The sequence below is a fragment of the Nocardia sp. NPDC058244 genome (assembly GCF_042882065.1).
Taxonomy (GTDB): domain Bacteria; phylum Actinomycetota; class Actinomycetes; order Mycobacteriales; family Mycobacteriaceae; genus Nocardia.
This window is the reverse complement of sequence record NZ_JBHVWX010000013.1, coordinates 116,385-137,138: the sequence shown is the minus strand read 5'-3', so window position 1 is coordinate 137,138 and position 20,754 is coordinate 116,385. Positions and strand designations below refer to the sequence as shown.

General features: G+C 70.3%; 22 protein-coding genes. 14 read left to right on the top strand and 8 right to left on the bottom strand.

Annotation, left to right across the window (positions count from 1 at the left end):
- Positions 1–6: 6 nt before the first annotated feature.
- Positions 7–759 carry an amino acid ABC transporter ATP-binding protein gene (locus ACFVW6_RS32345; RefSeq protein WP_378832919.1) on the top strand — a complete coding sequence of 251 codons (753 nt, stop codon included), beginning with the start codon at positions 7–9 and terminating at the stop codon, positions 757–759.
- A 44-nt stretch (positions 760–803) separates the two neighbouring features.
- Here the strand turns inward: ACFVW6_RS32345 and ACFVW6_RS32340 are convergent, their stop codons facing one another.
- Positions 804–1,439, bottom strand: a complete 636-nt coding sequence (locus tag ACFVW6_RS32340; protein ID WP_378832677.1) for a MerR family transcriptional regulator — start codon at positions 1,437–1,439, stop codon at positions 804–806.
- Positions 1,440–1,543: 104 nt separating this feature from the next.
- Between ACFVW6_RS32340 and ACFVW6_RS32335 the strand changes: the two genes are divergently transcribed.
- Complete coding sequence (locus ACFVW6_RS32335) at positions 1,544–2,491, top strand: hypothetical protein (RefSeq protein WP_378832679.1); 948 nt, start codon at positions 1,544–1,546, stop codon at positions 2,489–2,491.
- Entirely contained in the window at positions 2,488–2,949 is a 462-nt protein-coding gene (locus ACFVW6_RS32330; RefSeq protein WP_378832682.1) for an ABA4-like family protein, read from the top strand. Before ACFVW6_RS32335 ends, ACFVW6_RS32330 begins: the two co-directional genes overlap by 4 nt.
- 44 nt (positions 2,950–2,993) lie before the next feature.
- Here the strand turns inward: ACFVW6_RS32330 and ACFVW6_RS32325 are convergent, their stop codons facing one another.
- On the bottom strand, positions 2,994–3,836 hold the full coding sequence (locus ACFVW6_RS32325) for an oxidoreductase (protein ID WP_378832684.1): 843 nt from the start codon (positions 3,834–3,836) through the stop codon (positions 2,994–2,996).
- Between the two features lie 89 nt (positions 3,837–3,925).
- Between ACFVW6_RS32325 and ACFVW6_RS32320 the strand changes: the two genes are divergently transcribed.
- The gene (locus ACFVW6_RS32320) at positions 3,926–4,822 is read left to right on the top strand and encodes a LysR family transcriptional regulator (RefSeq protein ID WP_378832686.1); all 897 of its coding nucleotides are present in this window, start codon (positions 3,926–3,928) and stop codon (positions 4,820–4,822) included.
- Between the two features lie 62 nt (positions 4,823–4,884).
- Here the strand turns inward: ACFVW6_RS32320 and ACFVW6_RS32315 are convergent, their stop codons facing one another.
- On the bottom strand, positions 4,885–5,802 hold the full coding sequence (locus tag ACFVW6_RS32315; RefSeq protein WP_378832688.1) for a LysR family transcriptional regulator: 918 nt from the start codon (positions 5,800–5,802) through the stop codon (positions 4,885–4,887).
- Positions 5,803–5,896: 94 nt separating this feature from the next.
- Between ACFVW6_RS32315 and ACFVW6_RS32310 the strand changes: the two genes are divergently transcribed.
- The 3 genes from ACFVW6_RS32310 (at position 5,897) to ACFVW6_RS32300 (ending at position 8,388) form a co-directional block, all read left to right on the top strand.
- Complete coding sequence (locus ACFVW6_RS32310; protein WP_378832690.1) at positions 5,897–7,252, top strand: FAD-binding oxidoreductase; 1,356 nt, start codon at positions 5,897–5,899, stop codon at positions 7,250–7,252.
- A gap of 72 nt (positions 7,253–7,324) precedes the next feature.
- Positions 7,325–8,212 carry an SPFH domain-containing protein gene (locus ACFVW6_RS32305; protein ID WP_378832692.1) on the top strand — a complete coding sequence of 296 codons (888 nt, stop codon included), beginning with the start codon at positions 7,325–7,327 and terminating at the stop codon, positions 8,210–8,212.
- A 5-nt stretch (positions 8,213–8,217) separates the two neighbouring features.
- Complete coding sequence (locus ACFVW6_RS32300; RefSeq protein ID WP_355284699.1) at positions 8,218–8,388, top strand: hypothetical protein; 171 nt, start codon at positions 8,218–8,220, stop codon at positions 8,386–8,388.
- An 8-nt stretch (positions 8,389–8,396) separates the two neighbouring features.
- Here the strand turns inward: ACFVW6_RS32300 and ACFVW6_RS32295 are convergent, their stop codons facing one another.
- The gene (locus tag ACFVW6_RS32295) at positions 8,397–9,431 is read right to left on the bottom strand and encodes a LuxR C-terminal-related transcriptional regulator (protein ID WP_378832696.1); all 1,035 of its coding nucleotides are present in this window, start codon (positions 9,429–9,431) and stop codon (positions 8,397–8,399) included.
- A 98-nt stretch (positions 9,432–9,529) separates the two neighbouring features.
- Between ACFVW6_RS32295 and ACFVW6_RS32290 the strand changes: the two genes are divergently transcribed.
- Together ACFVW6_RS32290 and ACFVW6_RS32285 are read left to right on the top strand one after the other, a co-directional pair.
- On the top strand, positions 9,530–9,823 hold the full coding sequence (locus tag ACFVW6_RS32290) for a hypothetical protein (RefSeq protein ID WP_378832698.1): 294 nt from the start codon (positions 9,530–9,532) through the stop codon (positions 9,821–9,823).
- An 87-nt stretch (positions 9,824–9,910) separates the two neighbouring features.
- Positions 9,911–10,465: a hypothetical protein gene (locus tag ACFVW6_RS32285; protein WP_355284691.1), complete on the top strand. Its 555-nt coding sequence runs from the start codon at positions 9,911–9,913 to the stop codon at positions 10,463–10,465.
- Here the strand turns inward: ACFVW6_RS32285 and ACFVW6_RS32280 are convergent.
- Positions 10,462–11,316, bottom strand: a complete 855-nt coding sequence (locus tag ACFVW6_RS32280) for a class I SAM-dependent methyltransferase (protein ID WP_355284688.1) — start codon at positions 11,314–11,316, stop codon at positions 10,462–10,464. The two genes, ACFVW6_RS32285 and ACFVW6_RS32280, sit on opposite strands and share 4 nt — an antisense overlap.
- 285 nt (positions 11,317–11,601) lie before the next feature.
- On the opposite strand from ACFVW6_RS32280, the gene rpsA reads away from it, so the two are divergent.
- Entirely contained in the window at positions 11,602–13,071 is a 1,470-nt protein-coding gene (gene rpsA / locus ACFVW6_RS32275; protein ID WP_355284686.1) for a 30S ribosomal protein S1, read from the top strand.
- A 126-nt stretch (positions 13,072–13,197) separates the two neighbouring features.
- Complete coding sequence (locus tag ACFVW6_RS32270; RefSeq protein ID WP_378832702.1) at positions 13,198–14,739, top strand: phospholipase C; 1,542 nt, start codon at positions 13,198–13,200, stop codon at positions 14,737–14,739.
- Between the two features lie 55 nt (positions 14,740–14,794).
- Here the strand turns inward: ACFVW6_RS32270 and ACFVW6_RS32265 are convergent, their stop codons facing one another.
- Complete coding sequence (locus ACFVW6_RS32265; RefSeq protein ID WP_218716679.1) at positions 14,795–15,013, bottom strand: hypothetical protein; 219 nt, start codon at positions 15,011–15,013, stop codon at positions 14,795–14,797.
- A gap of 158 nt (positions 15,014–15,171) precedes the next feature.
- Here ACFVW6_RS32265 and coaE point away from each other — a divergent pair, with 158 nt between their 5' ends.
- Positions 15,172–16,377, top strand: coding sequence for a dephospho-CoA kinase (coaE, locus tag ACFVW6_RS32260; RefSeq protein ID WP_378832704.1), 1,206 nt, complete (start codon positions 15,172–15,174; stop codon positions 16,375–16,377).
- Positions 16,378–16,496: 119 nt separating this feature from the next.
- Entirely contained in the window at positions 16,497–16,922 is a 426-nt protein-coding gene (locus tag ACFVW6_RS32255; RefSeq protein WP_378832706.1) for a hypothetical protein, read from the top strand.
- Positions 16,923–16,985: 63 nt separating this feature from the next.
- On the opposite strand, the gene ACFVW6_RS32250 is transcribed toward ACFVW6_RS32255, so the two are convergent.
- Both ACFVW6_RS32250 and ACFVW6_RS32245 read right to left on the bottom strand, forming a co-directional pair.
- Positions 16,986–17,486 (bottom strand): DUF402 domain-containing protein, encoded by a 501-nt coding sequence (locus tag ACFVW6_RS32250; protein WP_378832922.1) that lies wholly within the window; start codon positions 17,484–17,486, stop codon positions 16,986–16,988.
- A gap of 59 nt (positions 17,487–17,545) precedes the next feature.
- Positions 17,546–18,166: a DUF402 domain-containing protein gene (locus ACFVW6_RS32245; RefSeq protein WP_378832709.1), complete on the bottom strand. Its 621-nt coding sequence runs from the start codon at positions 18,164–18,166 to the stop codon at positions 17,546–17,548.
- Between the two features lie 403 nt (positions 18,167–18,569).
- On the opposite strand from ACFVW6_RS32245, the gene uvrB reads away from it, so the two are divergent.
- Positions 18,570–20,750, top strand: coding sequence for an excinuclease ABC subunit UvrB (gene uvrB, locus ACFVW6_RS32240; protein WP_378832711.1), 2,181 nt, complete (start codon positions 18,570–18,572; stop codon positions 20,748–20,750).
- Positions 20,751–20,754 lie beyond the last annotated feature (4 nt).

Below are 20,754 nucleotides of genomic sequence, written 5' to 3'. Positions count from 1 at the left end.
CCGCCGATGGTGCTCGCCGACCGGGTGTGCAAGAACTTCGGCGCGCTGAAGGTGCTCAAGGGCGTCTCGCTCGAGGTGCAGCGCGGCAAGGTGCTCACCCTGGTCGGGCCGTCCGGCTCGGGCAAGTCGACCTTCCTGCGCTGCATCAACCACCTCGAACAGGTGAACGCGGGCCGGCTCTACGTCGACGGCGAGCTCGTCGGCTACCGGGAGAAGAACGGCAAGCTCTACGAGATGCATCCGCGCGATGCCGCGATCCAGCGACGCGACATCGGCATGGTGTTCCAGCATTTCAACCTGTTCCCGCACCGGACCGCGCTGGAGAACGTGATCGAGGCGCCCACCCAGGTGCGCGGGATCCGCAAGGCCGACGCGATCGCCAGGGCCGAGGAACTGCTCGACCGGGTCGGCCTGTCCGCCAAGCGCAACGCCTATCCGGCGCAGCTCTCCGGCGGTCAGCAGCAGCGCGTGGCGATCGCGCGGGCGCTGGCGATGGATCCCAAGCTGATGCTGTTCGACGAGCCCACCTCGGCGCTGGACCCCGAGCTGGTCGGCGAGGTGCTCACCGTCATGCGCGAGCTCGCCGACTCGGGCATGACCATGCTGGTGGTGACCCACGAGATGGGCTTCGCCCGCGAGGTCGCCGACGAGCTGGTGTTCATGGACGGCGGTGTCGTCGTCGAGTCGGGTCCGCCGCGCGAACTGCTGGCGAACCCGCAGCACGAGCGCACCAAGGCCTTCCTGTCGCGCCTGCTCTGAGCTGGTGAGCGAACGGCCCCGCGGACTGTCCGCGGGGCCGTTTCTCATTCGTCGACGGTCAGTCGCTCCAGCGACACCTGTGCTTGGGCGATGCGGCGGATGGCGGCCAGGGCGGTGTCGCCGAGGACGGTCAGCACCACCACGGCGTCGACGATGTCCTCGCGCCCGCCGGCGGCCAACGCCGTCGCCACATCGGTCTCCGCGATCACTCGCGCACCGTCGAAATAGGTGGGCAGGGCCGTGGTGCCCCAGTCCGTGTAGCCGAGCTGGGCCAGGCGCACCAGCACCGAGGTGAGCGTGTCGATCGCCTCCGGGCTCGGTTTCGTTTCCCAGCCGCGCCGGTCCATCTCCGCGCGCACGGTCTCGTACGCGCGATCCCAGTCGGCCTCGGGTGCGGCGGGCGCGGGGGCGGACATGCTGCCCTGGACCACGCCCAGCAGGCTGAACAGCGACAGATCGGGGGAGTCGACGGCGGCGAGCACATCGCCCACCGTCGCCACCGGTAGTCCGCCCACCTCGATCAGCGCGCGCACCAGCCGCAGCCTGCGCAGGTGCTCCTCGCCGTAACTGGCCTGATTGGGGCTGGTGCGCGCGCCCGCGGGCAGCAGCCCTTCCCGCAGGTAGTACTTGATCGTCGCCACCGCGATGCCGCTGCGCTCGCTCAACTCCGAGATTCGCACCGCTACCTCCGTTGTCGCTCGGCCCCCTTGCCGACTGCCCGGCTTGCGGATAGTCTAACTATCCATAACGGATAGTAGAACTATCTATCACTGGGAGATGCGCCATGTCCGTCCAGCCCGTCGACTCGCTGCCCCGCCGCCGCGCCCCACTGCACCGTCCACTGCTGTATTTCGCCGCCGTCAACGCCGTGCTCGCCGTGGTCGCGGTGATCGGCATGCTGGTCGACGACCGGGTGATAGCCGGGTCGACCGCCTGGTTCAAGCCGGGCAAGTTCGCGATCTCGTTCGTGTTCTACTGCCTGGCACTGGCCTGGCTGATCTCGTTGCGGCCCAAGGCTTCCCGGCTCACCGGGGCGATGGCGACGGTGATCGTGGTCGCCGGGGCGATCGAGCAGCTGGTCATCTTCGGGCAGGTCATCCGCGGCAACCGCAGCCACTACAACATGACGACCACCCTCGACGCCGTCCTGTGGATCACCATGGGCAGCACCATCATCGTGCTGTTCCTGGCCACCATGGTCGTCGCCGTGCAGCTCTCGCTGAGCCGGATCGGGGACGCCGCGATCACCTGGTCGATCCGGCTCGGGCTGGCCATCACCCTGGTCGGCCTGGCGCTGGGCAATCTCATGCCGGGCCGCGAATCCGGGGTCGACGGCATCGCGGGCGCGCACACCGTCGGCGCGCCCGACGGCACCCCGGGAATGCCGCTGACCGGCTGGAGCACCACCGACGGCGACCTGCGCATCCCGCACTTCGTCGGCATGCACGCCCTGCAGGCGGTGCCGCTGTTCGCCGCGCTGCTGGTGCTGCTCGCGCCCCGGATCCCGCTGCTGCGGGTGCTGCGGGTGCGCCTCGGCCTGGTCGTCACCATGGCCGCCGGCTACGCCGCGGTGCTCGCGCTGGTCACCTGGCAGGCGCTGCGCGGCCAACCGCTCATCCACCCCGACCAGACCACCCTGACCGTGGCCGCCGTGATCCTCACCGGCGTCGTTCTCGGCACCCTGATCTCGATCGCGAGCGCGATCGGCGTCCGAAAGGCAGTCCCCGCATGAGCACGCTGTTCGACCTGTCCTTCTTCGTCACCGTCCCGTTCTGGGCGCTGATGATCCTGGCGCCCACCTGGCGCCGGACCCGCGCGATCATCGGCTCGCCGTGGATCACGCTGGTGCCGCTGGTCGTCTGGGCGATCGTCGCGGTCCCGGTCCTCGGCGCGATGTGGTCGCTGGTGAGCTCCCCGTCGCTGGCCGCGATCACCGACGCCGTCGCCGACCCCGCCGTGCTGACGGCCCTGTGGGCGCAGATCATCGCCTGGGACCTGTTCCTCGGCCGCTGGATCTACCTCGACAGCCGCGCGCGCGACATCCCTCCGCTGCTGATGGGTCCGCTGCTGGTCGGCACGATCCTGTTGTCGCCCATCGCCTTCCCGATCTACCTCGTGCTGCGCGAGGTGGCGGGTCGTCGCTCGACGCGCGATCACGGTGTGGCGCAGGCCGACCCGATCGCGGCGTGACGCCCGCGGGGCCCGGACCGTGACCGCGGTCCGGGCCGTCGCGGTCAGTGGTCGTCGAAATCGGTTCCGCGGGCGATGGTTTCCCACTCCAGCAGCTCGGTGCGCACCGAGTCGAGATGGCCGAGGATGGCGTCGACCGCGTCGTTGCCCAGCGGCAGCCGCAGCGGCGTCTTGTCCGCGGCCAGTGCCGCGCGGATGGCGGCGGCGGCCTTGGCCGGATCGCCGGGCTGGAGTCCGTCGCTGGTCTCGACCATGCGGCGGGTCGGGCCGACGGTGTCGGCGTAGGCGTCGGTCTCGGTGCTGAGGGTCGCGGCGCCGGGGCTCATGAGTCCGGTGCGGAAGCCGCCGGGCTCCACGATCAGCACCTTGATGCCGAACGGGGCGACCTCGTCGGCCAGCGCCTCCGACAGGCCCTCGAGCGCGAACTTCGTCGCGCTGTAGGCGGCGAAGCCCGCGAAGGACAGCTGCCCGCCGAAGCTGCTCATCTGCACGATCGCGCCACCGCGTTGCGCGCGCAGGTGCGGGAGGACGGCGCGGGTGAGGGCGGCGGGGCCGAAGACGTGCAGGTCGAACAGGTCACGCAGTTCGGCGTCGGTGGTCTCCTCGACCGCGCCCACCTGGGTGCGGCCCGCGTTGTTGACGAGTACGTCGATCCGCCCGTACCGGGCGACCACATCGGCCACGACCGCGTCGATGCGCGCGGTGTCGGTGACGTCGAGGGCGATCGCCTCGAGCTGATCGGGGTGCGCGGCGACCAGATCGTCCAGGGGCGCGGTGCGGCGGGCCACGGCGACGACGGTGTCGCCCGCCGCGATCGCCGCCTCCGCGATGGCCCGGCCGAAGCCGCTGCTCGCACCGGTGACCAGCCAGATCTGGGGGTTGCTCATCAGGGTCTCCTCGATCGATTCCTGTTGTGCCGCTGATACTTCCGTCGCGGCGCGCGACCGTCCAATACCCGCTGTGATAACCAGTGGTTATGGACGTGCACGGGCGCGAGCTGCGCTATTTCGTCGCGGTGGCCGAATCGCTGAACTTCACGGCGGCCGCCGACGGGCTCTACGTCTCCCAGCCCGCCCTGAGCAAACAGATCCGCAAGCTGGAGAGTCAGCTCGGCGCGGCGCTGTTCGTGCGGGACTCGCGCTCGGTCGCGCTGACCCCGGTCGGGGCGGCGCTGTTGCCGCAGGCCCGTCGGGTGCTGGCCGCGTGGGACGCGGCCGCAGCCGCGGTGGCGTCGGCGAAGGCCGCCCAGCAGGCGGAGCTGTCGATCGGGATCAGTACCAGTCCCGGCCGGGGCATCCTGCCCGCCGTGCGTTCCCGGTTCGCCGCCGCCTTCCCCGATGCGAAACCCGTGCTGCGCCAAGTCGGCTGGGACGATCCGACCGCCGGTCTGGCCGACGGGTCCGCCGATGTCGCCTATGTCTGGCTCCCGCTGGCCGACAGCGAGCGCTACCGCTGGCTGGTCGTCGCCACCGAACCCCGCCTCGTCGCTCTACCGGACACCCATCGTCTCGCCGGTCGTGACACCATCGCCTTCGCCGACCTCCTCGACGAACCCTTCCTCGCGCTGCCCGCCACCGCGGGCGCCCTGCGTGACTACTGGCTGGCCGTCGATGCGCGCGCCGGTCGGCCCCCGATCATCGGCGCCGAGGTCTCCAGTACCGAGGAGACCTATGAAGCCCTGGTCAACGGTGACGGCGTGGTGCTGCTCGCTACCGGCAACGCCCCGCTCGTCGCCCACGACGGCGTCGTGACCAGGCCGGTGACCGGCCTCAGCCCGTGTGAACTCGCGCTGGCCTGGCGTGCCGACGACGTCCGCCCCCTGGTGCGCGGCTACGCCGAAGCCTGCGCGTCGGCGACCGCCCACCGGCGCTGAGCACACCGGGCGACGGAGTCGAGTGCGGTGGGGTTCGTGCGGGTACTCGAGCGATGCCGACATCACCCACGGGCACGGCTCCCGAGCGCGATGCGCAGCTGGCCGAGCAGCACGGTGGCCGCGGGACTGCCGGGACGGTCGGTACGCCAGGCGATCGCGAGGCGGCCGTGGATGCGCGGCTCGACGATGGCCAGGGCGCGCACGCCGAACGCGTCGGCCTCGGCCGGGGTGAGGGCGGGCACGACCGCGGTGCCGAGACCCCGCGCGGCCAGGCGCAGCAGGAGCGGGGGAGCGGCGGCCTCGAACGCGACCTGTGGCGTGAAACCGGCAGCGGCACAGGAGCGTTCGAAGATGCCGCGCAGCCCGGTCCCGGTGGGCAGGCAGATGAGCTGTCGATCGGTCAACGCCGCCAGGGTGATCGTGCCGGCCGACTCGGCGGGATCGACCGGTGCGTCGAGCGCGACGGCGGCGACCACCGGTGTCTCGAGGATCACCTCGAGGCCGACGCCGGGACCCGGTGCGGCGCCGGTCAATCCGACGATCGCGAGATCCAGCTCGCCGCGCTCGATGGCGGCCAGCATCCGCTCGGCGGTGTCCTCGGTGAGGCTGATTCCCACCTGCGGGTGATCGTCGTGGAAGTCGGCGAGCACCCCGGCGACATCGAACTCCTCGGTGGCCGCACCGGAGATCACCCCCAGCCGCACGTGCCCGCGCAGCAGCCCGGTGAATTCCTGCACGGTCTCGCCGATCCGGTCGGCCGCCGCCAGCGCGGCCCGCGCGTGCCCGAGCACGGCGGACCCGACCTCGGTGGGTGTCACCGAGCGGGTGCCCCGGACCAGCAGTGGCTGCCCCAGCTCGCGTTCCAGCTGCCTGATCTGCGCGCTCAGTCCCGGCTGTGTCAGGTGCAGGCGCTCGGCCGCGCGCGTGAACCCGCCCTCGTCGACGACGGTGACGAAATACCGCAGCTGCCGCAGTTCCATCCCGGGATTCTAGCGGTTCCCATAACTGACAGTTATCGAGTCGAGAAAGACTATCTGTTGTACTTCTCGATGGCGCGGGGGCACAGTCGAGAGCATGACCGAGAACGCAGCGCAGACCCTCGATTCCCTCCGCTTCACCGGCCCGGTGTTCACCCCGGCCGACCCCGGCTACGCCGAGGAGGTGGCCGGGTTCCAGACCGCCTACACCCACCGTCCGGCCCTGGTCGTCGGCGCGGTGCATGCCGAGGACGTGCGCGCCGCCGTGGAATACGCCGCCCGGCACGGACTTCCGGTCGCCGTGCAGGCGACCGGGCACGGGCTCTCGGTGGCGGCCGACCACGGCGTGCTGATCACGACCCGCCGGATGGACGCCATCACCGTCGACCCGCGCACGCGCATCGCGCGGATCGGTGCCGGGGTGCGGGCCGGTGCCCTGGTCGAGGCGGCGGCCGCGCACGGGCTGGCGCCGCTCAACGGTTCCTCGCCCTCGGTGGGTGTCGTCGGGTACGTGCTCGGCGGTGGGCTCGGGTTGCTGGCCCGCGAATTCGGTTATGCCGCAGACCATGTGCGCGCGATCGACCTGGTGACCGCCGACGGGCGGATGCGCACGCTCACCCCCGCCGACGAGCTGTTCGACGCGGTGCTCGGTTCCGGCGGCAACTTCGGTGTGGTCACCGCGCTGGAGCTCGGGCTGGTGCCCGTGACCGAGGTGTACGGCGGCCAGCTGATCTTCGACACCCCGCTGGTCGACCCGGCGCTCGACACCTGGCGGCGGTGGACCGCGACGCTGCCCGACACCCTCACCTCGACGATCGCGGTGGTCACCTTCCCGGACATCCCGCCGGTGCCGGAACCGATGCGCGGCAGGCACGTCGCCTCGATCCGGATCGCCTTCGACGGCTCCGCCGAGGACGGCGAACGGCTCGTCGCGCCCCTGCGCGCGATCGGCGACCGGCTGCGCGACGACCTGCGCGTCCTGCCGTACAGCGAGTCGCACACCATCCACAGCGACCCGGACTTCCCGCACGCCTACGCCGCCACCAACGCGCTGCTGTCCGAGCTGACCGGCGAGGGCATCGCGGCACTGCGCGCGCTGACCGCCCCCGGCGGCCCGGTCGACGCCGTCGTCGACATCCGGCACCTGGGCGGGGCGTTGCGGCACGGCGACGCGTCGTCGGTGGACCACCGCGACGCGGAGTTCGTCGTCCGGGTGATCACCGGCGCGGCGGGCGACACCGCGCCCGCCGGCCTGGCCGCGGTCCGGGAAGCGCTGGCACCGTGGACGATCGGGCACAGCCTGAACTTCCTCTACGGCGCGGGTGCCGCCGCGGACACGGCGCAGACCGCGGCGGGCTACACCCCGGACACCTACGCCCGGCTGGTCACGGCCAAGGCGGTCCACGACCCGCGCAATATGTTCCGTTTCAACCGCAATATCGCGCCCGCGTAGGGATTCCGACGCTTGTCGATCCGGCCGATCTCTACTATCTTGGTGATATCACTCAGATATCGGGAGGATGTCATGGAGCTGCGGTCCGCATTCCGCGTCAACGGATTCGTCGTCTTGCTGGGGTGGCTGGTGCTCACCCTGGTGTTCGGCGCCGCCGCCGTTTTCGCGTTCATCGCCGCCACCCAGCACGACGGCGGGGCGCTCGCCTGGGCGGGCGCGGTGGCCGCGGCCGTCATCGTGCTGGTGCTGGCGGTGCTCGCCACCGGGTTGATCATCGTCAACCCCAACGAGGCGAAGGTCGTCACCTTCTTCGGCCGCTACGTCGGCTCGGTGTCGGACCCCGGGTTCTTCTCGGTGCTCCCGCTGACCGACCGCAAGTCGATCTCGTTGCGGGTGCGCAACTTCGAGACGCAGAAGCTGAAGGTCAACGACGCCGACGGCAATCCGGTCGAGATCGCGGCGGTCGTCGTCTACAAGGTGGTCGACAGCTTCAAGGCCGCGTTCGCGGTCGACGACTACGAGGAGTACGTCGAGACCCAGTCCGAGGCGGCGGTGCGCCACCTCGCCACCACCCACCCCTACGACGCGCACGACGATGCCCGGACCAGCCTGCGCGACGGCGCCGAGGTGGCCGAGGAGCTCACCGAGGAACTGCGCGCGCGCACCCTCACCGCCGGTATCGAGGTCGTCGAGGCCCGGATCACCCATCTGGCCTACGCGCCCGAGATCGCCCAGGCCATGCTGGTCCGCCAGCAAGCCGCCCAGGTGGTCGCCGCGCGCACCCAGATCGTGGAGGGCGCGGTCGGCATGGTCGGTTTGGCGCTGGACCGCCTCGCCGCGGCGGGCACCGTGGAACTCGACGAGGAACGCAAGGCCGCCATGGTCTCGAACCTGCTCGTCGTCCTCTGCGGCGACCGCGCCACCCAGCCGGTCGTGAACACCGGATCCCTTTACGCCTGACCGCGATGACGGTGCCGAAGAAGGAACCCAAGAAGGTCCTGCTGCGGCTCGACCCGGCCGTCCACGAGGCCATCGCCAAGTGGGCGGCCGACGACCTGCGCAGCGTCAACTCCCAGATCGAGTACGCCCTCCGCCTCGCCCTCGACCAGGCGGGCCGCAAGCCCCGCTCGAAATAGCGCCCGCGTCAGCTGATGCCGAGGACGCGGGTGAGCAGGCGTTGACGGGTGCGGGTGGCGGACTTGGCGAGGATGGCTTTGACGTGGTCGTTGACGGTGTGCTCGGAGAGGACGAGTTCGGCGGCCAGTTCGCGGGAGTCCAGGCCGGTGGCCAGCAGGGTGAGGACCTGGGATTCGCGAGTGGACAGGCCGTGGGCGCGGGTGAACAGGTCCAGGCGTTCGGCGGCGGTGCTCGGTTCCAGGGCGACGGCGATGTCGTGCTCGCCGAGGCGGTCGGCCTTCACGGTGAGCCAGCGGTTGCCGCCCAGGTGGATGCGGGCGGAGGCGGGGCCGATCGGGGTGCCCGCCTCGGCGGCGAGCAGCGCGGCGCCCGCGTTGTAGACCGAGGCGGGGACCGGCGGGACGGGTTCGTCGGGCGGGAGCAGGCGCAGCAGCGACGCGGCGGCGGCCGCGGTTTGCGAGCGCACGCGCAGGTCGTCGTCGAGCAGGACGACCGCGGGGCCCAGCGGCGGCAGCTGCGCGCCGGATTCGACGAACCCGGCGCCGACCGTGGCGCGCAGTGCGGTCGACATCGCGGGCGTCAGTGCCGTGAGGGCGGCGAGTTCGCTTCTGGTGAACGGTGATTCGTCGGCCCGGAGCAATTCCAGGAATCCCCAGCAGCCGTAGCGATCGGCGAAGGTGACGGTGGCCGAGTCGGTGACGCCGAGGGCCCGCTGGGCGGTGCGCCACAGCAGCGAGCGGTCGGGTTCCCCGCCCGTGGCCTCGAGCAGGGAACGGGCGCCGGTGCCGCGCAGCGTGTCCCAGCGATTGAGCGGGGTGAGATAGCGGGCCCGGATCAGGTCCGGCAGGCGCGCCAGATCGAGTCCGGGCAGATCGGCGAGCGGGGCCGTCGCGACCGCGGTGACCGGGTCGGTGAGCGCGAAGACATGGCCGGTGAACGGCATCGACAGCCGTATCTCGGCCAACACGAGCTCGCGCAGTCGTTTGGCGGAGTGATCGGCACGGCACAGCCGGCTCACCCGGTCGGCCAAGGCGCTCGGCACCGGCTCAGTCTACGGCGAAAACCCCCAGCATCAGGGATGTCGGCGGGGCATCGATCGGGCCGACACTCGATGTATCCCATCGAGCAACGGAGGCGACCATGACCACCACCCTGCACATCGACAACACCGTGCGCGACTACGACACCTGGAAGGCGGCCTTCGACCAGTACGAACGCTTCCGCGCCGAGCGCGGGGTGCGCACCTACCGCGTCGGCCGCGTCGAGGGCGACCCGGTCCGGGTCCTCGTCGACCTCGATTTCGACGACCGCGCCACCGCCGAGGCGTTCCGGACCGCGCTGGCCCCGGTCTTGGCCACGCCGCGCAGCCGCGCGGTGGTGATCGGTCACCACTCCTGGCTGGTGGACTTGGTCGAAGCACGTATTTCCGCCTGAGCGGCACATTCTACCGCGCACGGGGACAACCGAACTCGTCCGCGCCGGTAAGTTGTCCCGGTGCCCATCTCGTTCGACATTCCTGGAATGCAGCAGTTGGACAACACGACCTGGGGGAATCCGGCCACTCGTGATGTCGTCGCGTTGACCTATGTCGACGGCGCGCCCGACCTGCCCGCCCGGCTGCACGATCTGCCGCGGCTGCGCAGGCGGCTGGCCGAGCACCACGCCCGCACCGGCTGTCTGATCGAGGCGTTCGTGGTGTGGGTCGACCAGCTGCCCGCGCTGCTGCGGGTGGAGAAGACGCAGTTGCCGGGTCCGCGGGCCGAGCTCGTCTTCGCCGCGTCGATCGTGGTGCCCAAGGACCGGTGCTCCGCGGTCTTCCAGATCATCTGTCCGGAGACCGGGGTGCCCGGGCTGCGGGAATCCTCGATCGGCGCGCAGGTCCACCGCGCCGAGATGTGCCCGCCGCACCCGTACGCGCCGGGACTGCGCGGGCGCCTGCCCTATCTCCTGTCCGACGACGTCCGCTTCGACGCCGTGTTCCCCGAGCACGCCCTGACCAGGGCCCGCCGCTGGATCGCCGAGACCGTGCCCAACGTGCGGGTCGACCCCGGCTTCGCGGCGCTGCCCGAGTTCTAGGCGCCCGGCTTCTCGGTGACGAAGATGGCGGTGCCGGGGAAGATCTCCCCGCGCAACGGCGACCACTGACCCCACTCCCGGTCCAGCCACTCCGGCCAGTCGGGTTCGACGATGTCGAGCAGGGTCAGGCCGGCGCCGACGATCTCCCTGACCCGGTCACCGATGGTGCGATGGTGCTCGACATAGGTCGGCACCCCGTCGCCGTCGACCTCGACATACGGCGTCCGGTCGAAATAGGGGATGCGCGCGACCAGGCCGTCCGCGCCGGGATCGTCGGGGAAGATCCAGCGCATCGGGTGGTTCACCGAGAACACCCAGCGCCCGCCCGGCCGCAGCACCCGGGCGACCTCCCGCATCACCAGCGCGGAATCGGCGACGAACGGGACCCCGCCGAAGGCCGAGCAGGCCAGGTCGAAGGAGGCGTCGGCGAACGGCAGCGCCTCGGCGCCCGCCTGGACCAGCGGCACCCGCGGCCCGCCCCGCGCCATCGCCGCCACACCCCGCTCGAGCATGCCCATCGACAGATCGAGGCCGACCGGATACGCGCCCTGGCCCGCCAGCCAGCGCGAACACGGCGCGGAACCACAGCCGATCTCCAGCACGGTCTTGCCGCTCAGCTCGCCGAGGAAGCCCATATCGCCCTCGTGCAGGCCCTCCGGGCACCAGACGAACTCGCCCTCGGGCGAATCGACGCCGAGGAAGTCGGCGTGGGTCTGGTGGTACTGGTCGGCATCGGCGTCCCACCAGCGCCTGCTCGCGCGTTCGCTGTCCGCCGAACCGATCTTGGTCCGGGTGGTCGCGGTAGTTCCCAGCAGCGCGTTGGCCTGCGCATGGCGTTCGTCGTCCGACACGGCGATCAGGGTATCCGCGGGGTGGAGGGGGTGGTTTGCCCGGCTGGACAGGGGTCGCGTACGCTGAGGCACGCGAGTGTCTTTCGAGGAGCGCTGTGCGCCGGGGTTGAATGCGTACGGTATCCGATGACGGAGTCGCCCGTGCTGAGTTCGATCACCAGCAAGTGTGGCGGTCCGTGCGATACTTACCCGGTATCCTTCGTCGCCTCGTCGCGGTGATCTCGCAGCGTACCGAAAGTTCCAATGTCCGCAACCGACCACAATCCGTCCGGAGCAAATCCACATATGCCCACCACCGTCACCTCGCCGCAGGTAGCCGTCAACGACATCGGCTCCGCCGAGGATTTCCTCGCCGCCATCGACGCCACGATCAAGTACTTCAACGATGGCGACATCGTCGAGGGAACCATCGTCAAGGTCGATCGTGACGAGGTCCTGCTCGACATCGGTTACAAGACCGAAGGCGTCATCCCCTCCCGCGAACTCTCCATCAAGCACGATGTCGACCCGAACGAGGTCGTTTCCGTGGGCGATGAGGTCGAGGCCCTGGTTCTCACCAAGGAGGACAAGGAAGGCCGCCTGATCCTGTCGAAGAAGCGGGCGCAGTACGAGCGCGCGTGGGGCACGATCGAGGAGCTCAAGGAGAAGGACGAGGCCGTCAAGGGCACCGTCATCGAGGTCGTCAAGGGCGGCCTGATCCTCGACATCGGCCTCCGTGGCTTCCTGCCCGCCTCGCTCGTCGAGATGCGTCGTGTCCGCGACCTCCAGCCGTACGTCGGCAAGGAGATCGAGGCCAAGATCATCGAGCTCGACAAGAACCGCAACAACGTGGTCCTGTCGCGTCGCGCCTGGCTCGAGCAGACCCAGTCCGAGGTCCGCAGCGAGTTCCTGCACCAGCTGCAGAAGGGCCAGGTCCGCAAGGGTGTGGTCTCCTCGATCGTCAACTTCGGTGCCTTCGTGGACCTGGGTGGCGTCGACGGCCTGGTGCACGTCTCCGAGCTGTCCTGGAAGCACATCGACCACCCGTCCGAGGTCGTCGAGGTCGGCAACGAGGTCACCGTCGAGGTTCTCGACGTCGACCTGGACCGCGAGCGCGTCTCCCTGTCGCTCAAGGCCACCCAGGAAGACCCGTGGCGTCAGTTCGCCCGCACCCACGCGATCGGTCAGATCGTGCCGGGCAAGGTCACCAAGCTGGTTCCGTTCGGTGCGTTCGTGCGCGTCGAAGAGGGCATCGAGGGCCTGGTGCACATCTCCGAGCTGGCCGAGCGCCACGTCGAGGTCCCGGACCAGGTCGTTGCCGTCGGCGACGACGCGATGGTCAAGGTCATCGACATCGACCTGGAGCGTCGCCGGATCTCGCTGTCGCTGAAGCAGGCGAACGAGGACTACCACGCCGAGTTCGACCCGTCGAAGTACGGCATGGCCGACAGCTACGACGATGCGGGCAACTACATCTTCCCCGAGGGCTTCGATCCCGAGACCAACGAATGGCTCGAGGGCTTCGACAAGCAGCGTGAAGAGTGGGAAGGCCGCTACGCCGAGGCCGAGCGTCGCCACAAGATGCACACCGCTCAGATGGAGAAGATGGCAGCCGACGCTGCCGCCGAGGCCGCCAACGGCGGTGCCACCTCGGGCAACTACTCCTCCGAGAGCGGCTCGCAGGCCACCTCCGGCCCGGCCGAGTCCGCCGGCGGTTCGCTCGCCAGCGACGCCCAGCTCGCGGCTCTGCGGGAGAAGCTCTCCGGCAACGCCTGATTCGGGTAGAGCAGTACCGAAGGCCCCGGTCCACACGGACCGGGGCCTTCGGCCTTTTCCCAGATCGGGTGGAGTAGTGTCGGCGCCGATCGCTCCATCCCCCTTCGGGAAAGGTGCTCCATCGACATGAGTTCTGGTCCCTTCGCCGGCCTCAACCGGCGTCAGTTCCTGGCCAAAGCGATGGCCGCCGGCGCCGTGGGAACGCTTGCCACCTGGGCGAATCCGATCATCGACCGCGCCTTCGCCGCCGATCCGGCCGGAATGGGCGGGCTCGGCGACATCGAGCACTTCGTCCTGCTCATGCAGGAGAACCGGTCCTTCGACCACTATTTCGGCACCCTGTCAGGGGTGCGCGGCTTCGGCGAGGAATCGGCGGCGTGGCGTCAGTACGGCTGGTCGCCCGGAATCGGGCCCACCGCAGACGGTTTCGTCGAGCCCTTCCGGCTCGACACCACCCGCGGCGCCACCCTCGACGGTGAATGCATCAACGACCCCGACCACACCTGGCCGGGCATGCACAAGGCCTTCAACGACGGGCGCAACGACGGCTGGATGCCGATGTCGGTGGCCTCGGTCGGGCCCGCCAACGCGCCCGCGGCGATGGGTTACTACCTGCCGGAAGACATTCCGATCCACACCGAGCTCGCGCAGGCGTTCACGCTCTGCGACAACTACCACTGCTCGGTGCTCGGCCCGACCGATCCCAACCGGCTGTACTGGGTCAGCGCCACCATCGATCCCGACGGGCTGGCCGGTGGTCCGCTGGTGGAGACGCCGTTGCTGATCCCGAAGAACGTCTACAGCTGGCGCACTTACCCGGAGAACCTGTCCGAAGCGGGCGTGAGCTGGAAGATCTACAGCAACCGCGATGTCGGCCCGGCGTCCTCGATGATCCTCGACGGCATGATGGGCTGCTTCACCCAGGCCGCCGACCCGAACTCCGAGCTGGCCCGGCGCGGCATCGCACCGGTGTACCCCAACGACTTCCAGACCGACGTCGCGAACAACACCCTGCCCGCCGTGTCCTGGGTGGTGCCGTCGGTGCTGCACTGCGAGCATCCGGCCCTGCCCGCCGCCTTCGGCGCGGTCGGGATCGTGCAGCTGCTCGACATCCTCACCTCGAACCCGGCGGTGTGGGAGAAGACCGCGCTGATCATCAGCTACGACGAGAACGGCGGCTTCTTCGACCACGTCGTCCCGCCGACCCCACCGCCGGGCACGGCGGGGGAGTTCCTGACCGTGCCGCTGGACCGGGTGCCCGCCGCGGGCGGGATCGCCGGGCCGATCGGGCTCGGCTACCGGGTGCCCTGCCTGGTCGTCTCGCCCTACAGCCGCGGTGGGCTGGTCGCCTCGCAGACCTTCGACCACACCTCGCAGCTGCGGCTGCTGGAAACCCGGTTCGGGGTCGACGTGCCGAACCTGACCGCGTGGCGGCGCGGCGTCACCGGGGACATGACCTCGACCTTCGACTTCGCGGCCGCGCCGAACGCCGCCAGGCCGGTGCTGCCCGACCCGCGGCCCAAGGCGGACGCGGCGGTCGCGCAGTGCGGGCCGAACATCGCGGCGGGCACCCTCGGTCAGGGCGCGCCCTACCCGGTGCCGCCGAACGCGATGCCGACGCAGCAGCCGGGCGGCAGGCGCGCGCCGAGTGGTCCGGTCGGGGTGTGACACGGCGCGGGCCCGGCGATTCGTCGCCGGGCCCGTCGCGCGCGGTCGCGGGACGTCAGCTCGCGGCGGCGGGGACCCAGTAGCCCGCGGCGGCGGCCATGCTGGGACGTTTGCGCATCGCGGCGAAGCTGTGCCGGGCGGGGGAGATCAGGGCGGTGAACCACGATCGGCGGTATTCGGCGAGAGTCGCCGCGACAGCGGGGTGTTCGATGCAATGCACACCGCCGGGCATTCCCAGGCGGTGGCGAGCCGTCCGGTGGTCTGTGGTGCCCATGCTCATCCTTCGGTAGCTGCTGTCGGCATTCTCGCCAGCGCGAACATTAATCCACGCGACTCGCCCGACCCCGGATTTGCGCCGGTCGGCGCATGGGCGTGTCGGAAAGAATCCGATGGCGCGGACCGGGCGGCGCGGCGTCTGCGAGACTGGGCCCCATGTTGCGGATCGGCCTCACCGGAGGCATGGGAGCGGGTAAATCCACAGTGGCGCGGACCCTGGTCGAGTGCGGGGCGGTGCTGATCGACTCCGACGCGATCGCCCGCGAGGTCGTCGCCCCCGGCACGCCGGGACTGGCCGCGCTGGTCGAGGCGTTCGGACCGGACATCCTCGCCGCCGACGGCAGTCTCGACCGGCCCGCGCTGGCCGCGGTCGCCTTCGCCGACGACGAGTCCAGGGGCAAGCTCAACGCGATCACCCACCCGCTGGTCGGCGCGCGGACCGCGGAGCTGATCGGCGCCGCGCCCGCGCAGGCGATCGTCGTGCAGGACATTCCGCTGCTCGTCGAGAACGGACTGGCCCCGCTCATGCAGCTGGTCCTGGTGGTCGGCGCCGAGGTCGAGACCCGGCTGCGCAGGCTGGTCGAGCAGCGCGGGGTGGCCGAGGCCGACGCGCGCACCAGGATCGCCGCCCAGGCCACCGACGAGCAGCGGCACGCGGTCGCCGACGTGTGGCTCGACAACAACGGCGCCCCCGAGATCGTCGAGGCCGAGGTGCGCGCGCTGTGGACCGAACGGCTGGTGCCGTTCGAGCGCAATCAGCGCGAGGGCATCCGGGCCGAGGCCGCGTATCGGCTGGTGCCCGCCGATCCGGACTGGGCCGCGCAGGCCCGCCGGATCATCGCGCGGCTGCACCTGGCGTGTGGCGCGTCGGCGGTGCGGATCGACCACATCGGGTCCACCGCGGTGCACGGCCTGCCCGCGAAGGACGTCATCGACATCCAGGTGACGGTGGCCGACCTGGCCACCGCCGAGGCGCTGGCCGACGCGCTCGCCGGGGCCGGGTTCCCGCCCGCGCCCGGAGTCACCCACGACAACCCGAAGCCGACCCCCGGTGATCCCGACGGCACCGACCTGGCCCGCTGGGGCAAGCGCCTGCACGGCAACGCCGATCCCGCCCGCCCCGCGAACATCCATCTGCGCGCGCAGGATTCGCCCGGCCAGCGGTTCGCGCTCGAGCTGCGGGACTGGCTGCGCGCCGAGGAGGACGCGCGCGCGGCGTACCTGGTGATCAAGCGCGAGGCCGAGCAGGCGGCGGCGGGCAAGGCCGGGGAGGCGGCGGCCCAGGCGTACTACGCGGTGAAGGAACCGTGGTTCGACGCGGTGTATCCGGTGGTCACCGACTGGGCTCGCGCGCGCGTCTGACCCGAGACCAATCTGTTAAACATCAATGTTTCAAAAAGCGGCCGGGTGGGGTCGCGCGCTGGGTACATTGTGCCGAGTCACCAGCCGGTGACTCGGTTCACAGGGAAGTTGTAGCGCGTATGACAACACATCACCGTCAGTTCGGCCGTGCGGGCTTCGGCGTCACCGCCTTCGGCGCCGTCGCCGCCAGTATCGTGCTGGCCGCCCCGCAGGCATCCGCCTGGGTCGGCAACATCACTGTGGCGGGCAGCGACCACAAGGTCGGCTGCAGCTACAAGCTGACCGCCAGCGTCGAGGTCGACCGGCTGACCTCGGTGAAGTTCACCGACAACGGTGTCGACATCGCCACGGTGTCGCCGTCGCTGCTCTCGGGCACGGTGAGCACCACCTGGAAGCCCACCACGGCGGGTCAGCACAAGCTCGAGGCGCGTCAGCTGCTGATCAGCGACTCGATCACGGTCACCGTGGCCCAGGCGCCCGCGACCGGCAGCGCGGGCTGCGGCGGCGGCCTGGCGGATCTGTTCCCGAGCCTGTCGGCCGGCTGATCCCGCTCCGAACAACGACACCGCCCCGACCTCGCTACCGAGGGTTGGGGCGGTGTCGTCGTTTCAGCGCCAGGTCAGCGTCATGCCCCGGGTGGCCAGCCAGGCCTCGAGCGAGTGCCCGTGCGCGGCCATCCCGTCGATCGCCGCGGTCGCGTGCTCGATCGCGGCCTGGCAGTCCGCCGCGCCGAGCAGGCCGTCGGCGTGCGCGGCCAGCAGTTCGTCGATGTCGACCAGCTCGACCTCCCGGCCGGTGCGCACCAGCAGATCCAGGTAGTGGTCGACCGACTTCCACAGCGTGGCCGACTCCCTGGTGAACGCCCCGACGTCGACGTAGACGTCCTGCCAGCGCTCCACACCCGGGTTGTGGTGGAACTTCGTCGCCCGCAGCGACAGCTCGGGCAGCACCCACGACTCCAGGTAGTGGAAGTTCGGATGGTCGGAGTGCCTGCCCATGTAGAGGCCCCACGGTTCCTCCCGGTAGACCTCCACCGGCCGGACGAATCCCTTCGGATCGGTGTTCGTCCGCGCCGCGACATCGAAGTATTCGATCTTGGGCGGGTGCACGTGCACGGTGGATGCCTGCGTCATGACCGGAAAATCTACCGGTGACCGGCCCGCCGCGCTCACATCCAGGTCAGGGTGATCTCCCGCGAGCGCAGCCACTGCTCGACATCGTGGTCGTTGGCGGCGAGGCCGTCGAGGACGGCCGCGGCCCGTTCGAAGGCGTGATCTGCCTGCGCGGTGTCGACGTGGCCCGCGGCGTGCGCGGCCAGCAGCTCGCTCGCACCGCGCAGGGTCGCCGACCGGCCGCGGCGCACGGCGACGTCGAGGAAGTAGTCGGTGGCCTTCCAGCGCTTGGGGCCGACCTGGACGAATTCGACGATGTCGAGGACGTAGTCGTGGCTGCGGTGGTGACCGGGGCGGTCGTGCTCGATGGTGGCGCGCACGGCGGGTCCCGGCAGCAGCCAGGACTCCTCGTAGCGGCCGCGCGGCCGGTCGACGGTGCGGGCGAGGTACACGCCCCACGGCTGCACCTCGTACCGGTCGACGGGCCGGATGTAGCCCTTGGCGTCGGTGCTGGTGAGTTCGGCCACGTCGAAGAACTCGATCCGGGGGCGACCCGGCGGTGGCGTGGTGGGAGTCGGTACCGGGGGCGGCTGCGGGCCGCGGATCTCCCGTGCGAAGTATCCCGCGAATCCGGTGACCGCCGGAGCCGCGACGAGCAGAGGAAGCAGTGCGCTCATGGCCTTGTCCTTCACCACGTGCCGATGATCAGCTCAGGGTACGCCCGGATGCGCCTCGCGCACCGTGTCTGCTGGACCACACCGCTGTGAATACCCTTGGTACATGGGACTTTTCGGACATCACGCCGGTATGCTCCGAAGTAGCCGGGCCGCCGCAGGTCGATCGCGGGCACTGGCCCGACCAGGCGATGTGGTCGCGGGCGCGTGGTCGCCACGATGCTGCGGTGCGCCGAGTCGCGCGGCGTTCGCGCAGGTGAGCGGATTTCTCGATGAGCAGAAGTTCATCCGAACGACACCGGGGCGGCGGGCGGCGGCTCGGCGTGGCGCGGGTGTGTCGCCGGATCGGCGCCGGTGAACGGGCTGTCCGCGCGACTTGTCGGTGGTCGGGCCTAACCTGGTGGACATGGCATTCGCAACCGAGATCCCGACGGAAGGGTACGAGGAGCGGGGGCACCCGCTGGCTCATTCCGAGCACCGCCCTGTCGGCACCATCGAGCGTGCGGGCGGGCAGTTCGAGGTGGTCAGCGAGCACCGGCCCGCCGGCGACCAGCCCGCCGCCATCGCCGAGCTGGAGCGGCGGATCACCGCGGGGGAGAAGGACGTCGTCCTGCTCGGTGCCACCGGCACCGGTAAATCGGCGACCACCGCGTGGCTGATCGAGAAGCTGCAGCGGCCGACGCTGGTGATGGCACCCAACAAGACCCTCGCCGCGCAGCTGGCCAACGAGCTGCGGGAGATGTTGCCGCACAACGCGGTCGAGTACTTCGTCTCCTACTACGACTACTACCAGCCCGAGGCGTACATCGCCCAGACCGACACCTACATCGAGAAGGACAGCTCGATCAACGACGATGTCGAGCGCCTGCGGCACTCGGCGACCTCGAGCCTGCTCTCGCGGCGCGACGTGGTCGTGGTCGCCTCGGTGTCGTGCATCTACGGCCTCGGTACCCCGCAGTCCTACCTGGACCGCTCGGTGCAGCTCGAGGTCGGTGGCGAGATCGACCGCGACGCGCTGCTGCGCCTGCTCGTCGACGTGCAGTACACCCGCAACGACATGGCGTTCACCCGCGGCTCGTTCCGGGTGCGCGGCGACACCGTCGAGATCATCCCGTCCTACGAGGAGCTGGCGGTTCGCATCGAGTTCTTCGGTGACGAGATCGAGGCGCTGTACTACCTGCACCCGCTCACCGGTGACGTGGTGCGCCAGGTCGACTCGCTGCGCATCTTCCCCGCCACCCACTACGTCGCCGGGCCGGAACGGATGGAGCGCGCGGTCGCCGACATCGAGGCCGAATTGGCCGAGCGGCTGGCCGAATTGGAGAAGCAGGGCAAGCTGCTCGAGGCGCAGCGGTTGCGCATGCGCACCGAGTACGACCTCGAGATGATCCGCCAGGTCGGGTTCTGCTCGGGCATCGAGAACTACTCGCGCCACATCGACGGCCGCCCGGCCGGCTCGGCGCCCGCCACCCTGCTGGACTACTTCCCCGACGACTTCCTGCTCGTCATCGACGAGTCGCATGTCACGGTGCCGCAGATCGGCGGCATGTTCGAAGGCGACATGTCGCGCAAGCGCAACCTGGTCGAGTTCGGTTTCCGGCTGCCGTCCGCGGTCGACAACCGCCCGCTGACCTGGGAGGAGTTCGCCGACCGGATCGGTCAGGCGGTGTATCTGTCGGCGACGCCCGGTCCGTACGAGCTGGGGCAGGTGGGTGGCGAGGTCGTCGAGCAGGTCATCCGCCCGACCGGCCTGGTCGACCCGCAGGTGGTGGTGAAGCCGACCAAGGGCCAGATCGACGATCTGGTGCACGAGATCCGTCAGCGCACCGAGCGCGACGAACGCGTGCTGGTCACCACTCTCACCAAGAAGATGGCCGAGGATCTCACCGACTACCTGCTCGGCCTCGGCGTGCGGGTGCGCTACCTGCACTCCGAGATCGACACCCTGCGCCGGGTGGAGCTGCTGCGGCAGCTGCGCCTGGGCGAGTACGACGTGCTGGTCGGTATCAACCTGCTGCGCGAGGGTCTCGACCTGCCCGAGGTGTCGCTGGTGGCGATTCTCGACGCCGACAAGGAGGGCTTCCTGCGGTCGAGCACCAGCCTCATCCAGACCATCGGCCGCGCGGCGCGCAACGTGTCCGGCGAGGTGCACATGTACGCGGACAAGATCACCGATTCGATGCGGCACGCGATCGACGAGACCGATCGCCGCCGCGCCAAGCAGGTCGCCTACAACGCGGCCAACGGCATCGATCCGCAGCCGCTGCGCAAGAAGATCGCCGACATCCTGGATCAGGTGTACCTGGAGGCCGACGACGAGGTCGCCGTCGGCGGTTCGGGCCGCAATGTCAGCCGCGGCAGGCGCGCCCAGGGCGAGCCGGGCCGCGCGGTGAGCGCGGGCATCTACGCCGAACGCGATGTGAAGTCCATGCCGCGTGCCGAGCTGGCGGATCTGGTCGCCTCCCTCACCGACCAGATGATGAACGCCGCCCGCGAACTCCAGTTCGAGCTGGCGGGGCGCCTGCGCGACGAGATCGCCGATCTGAAGAAGGAACTCCGCGGCATGGACGCCGCGGGCCTGAGCTGAGCAT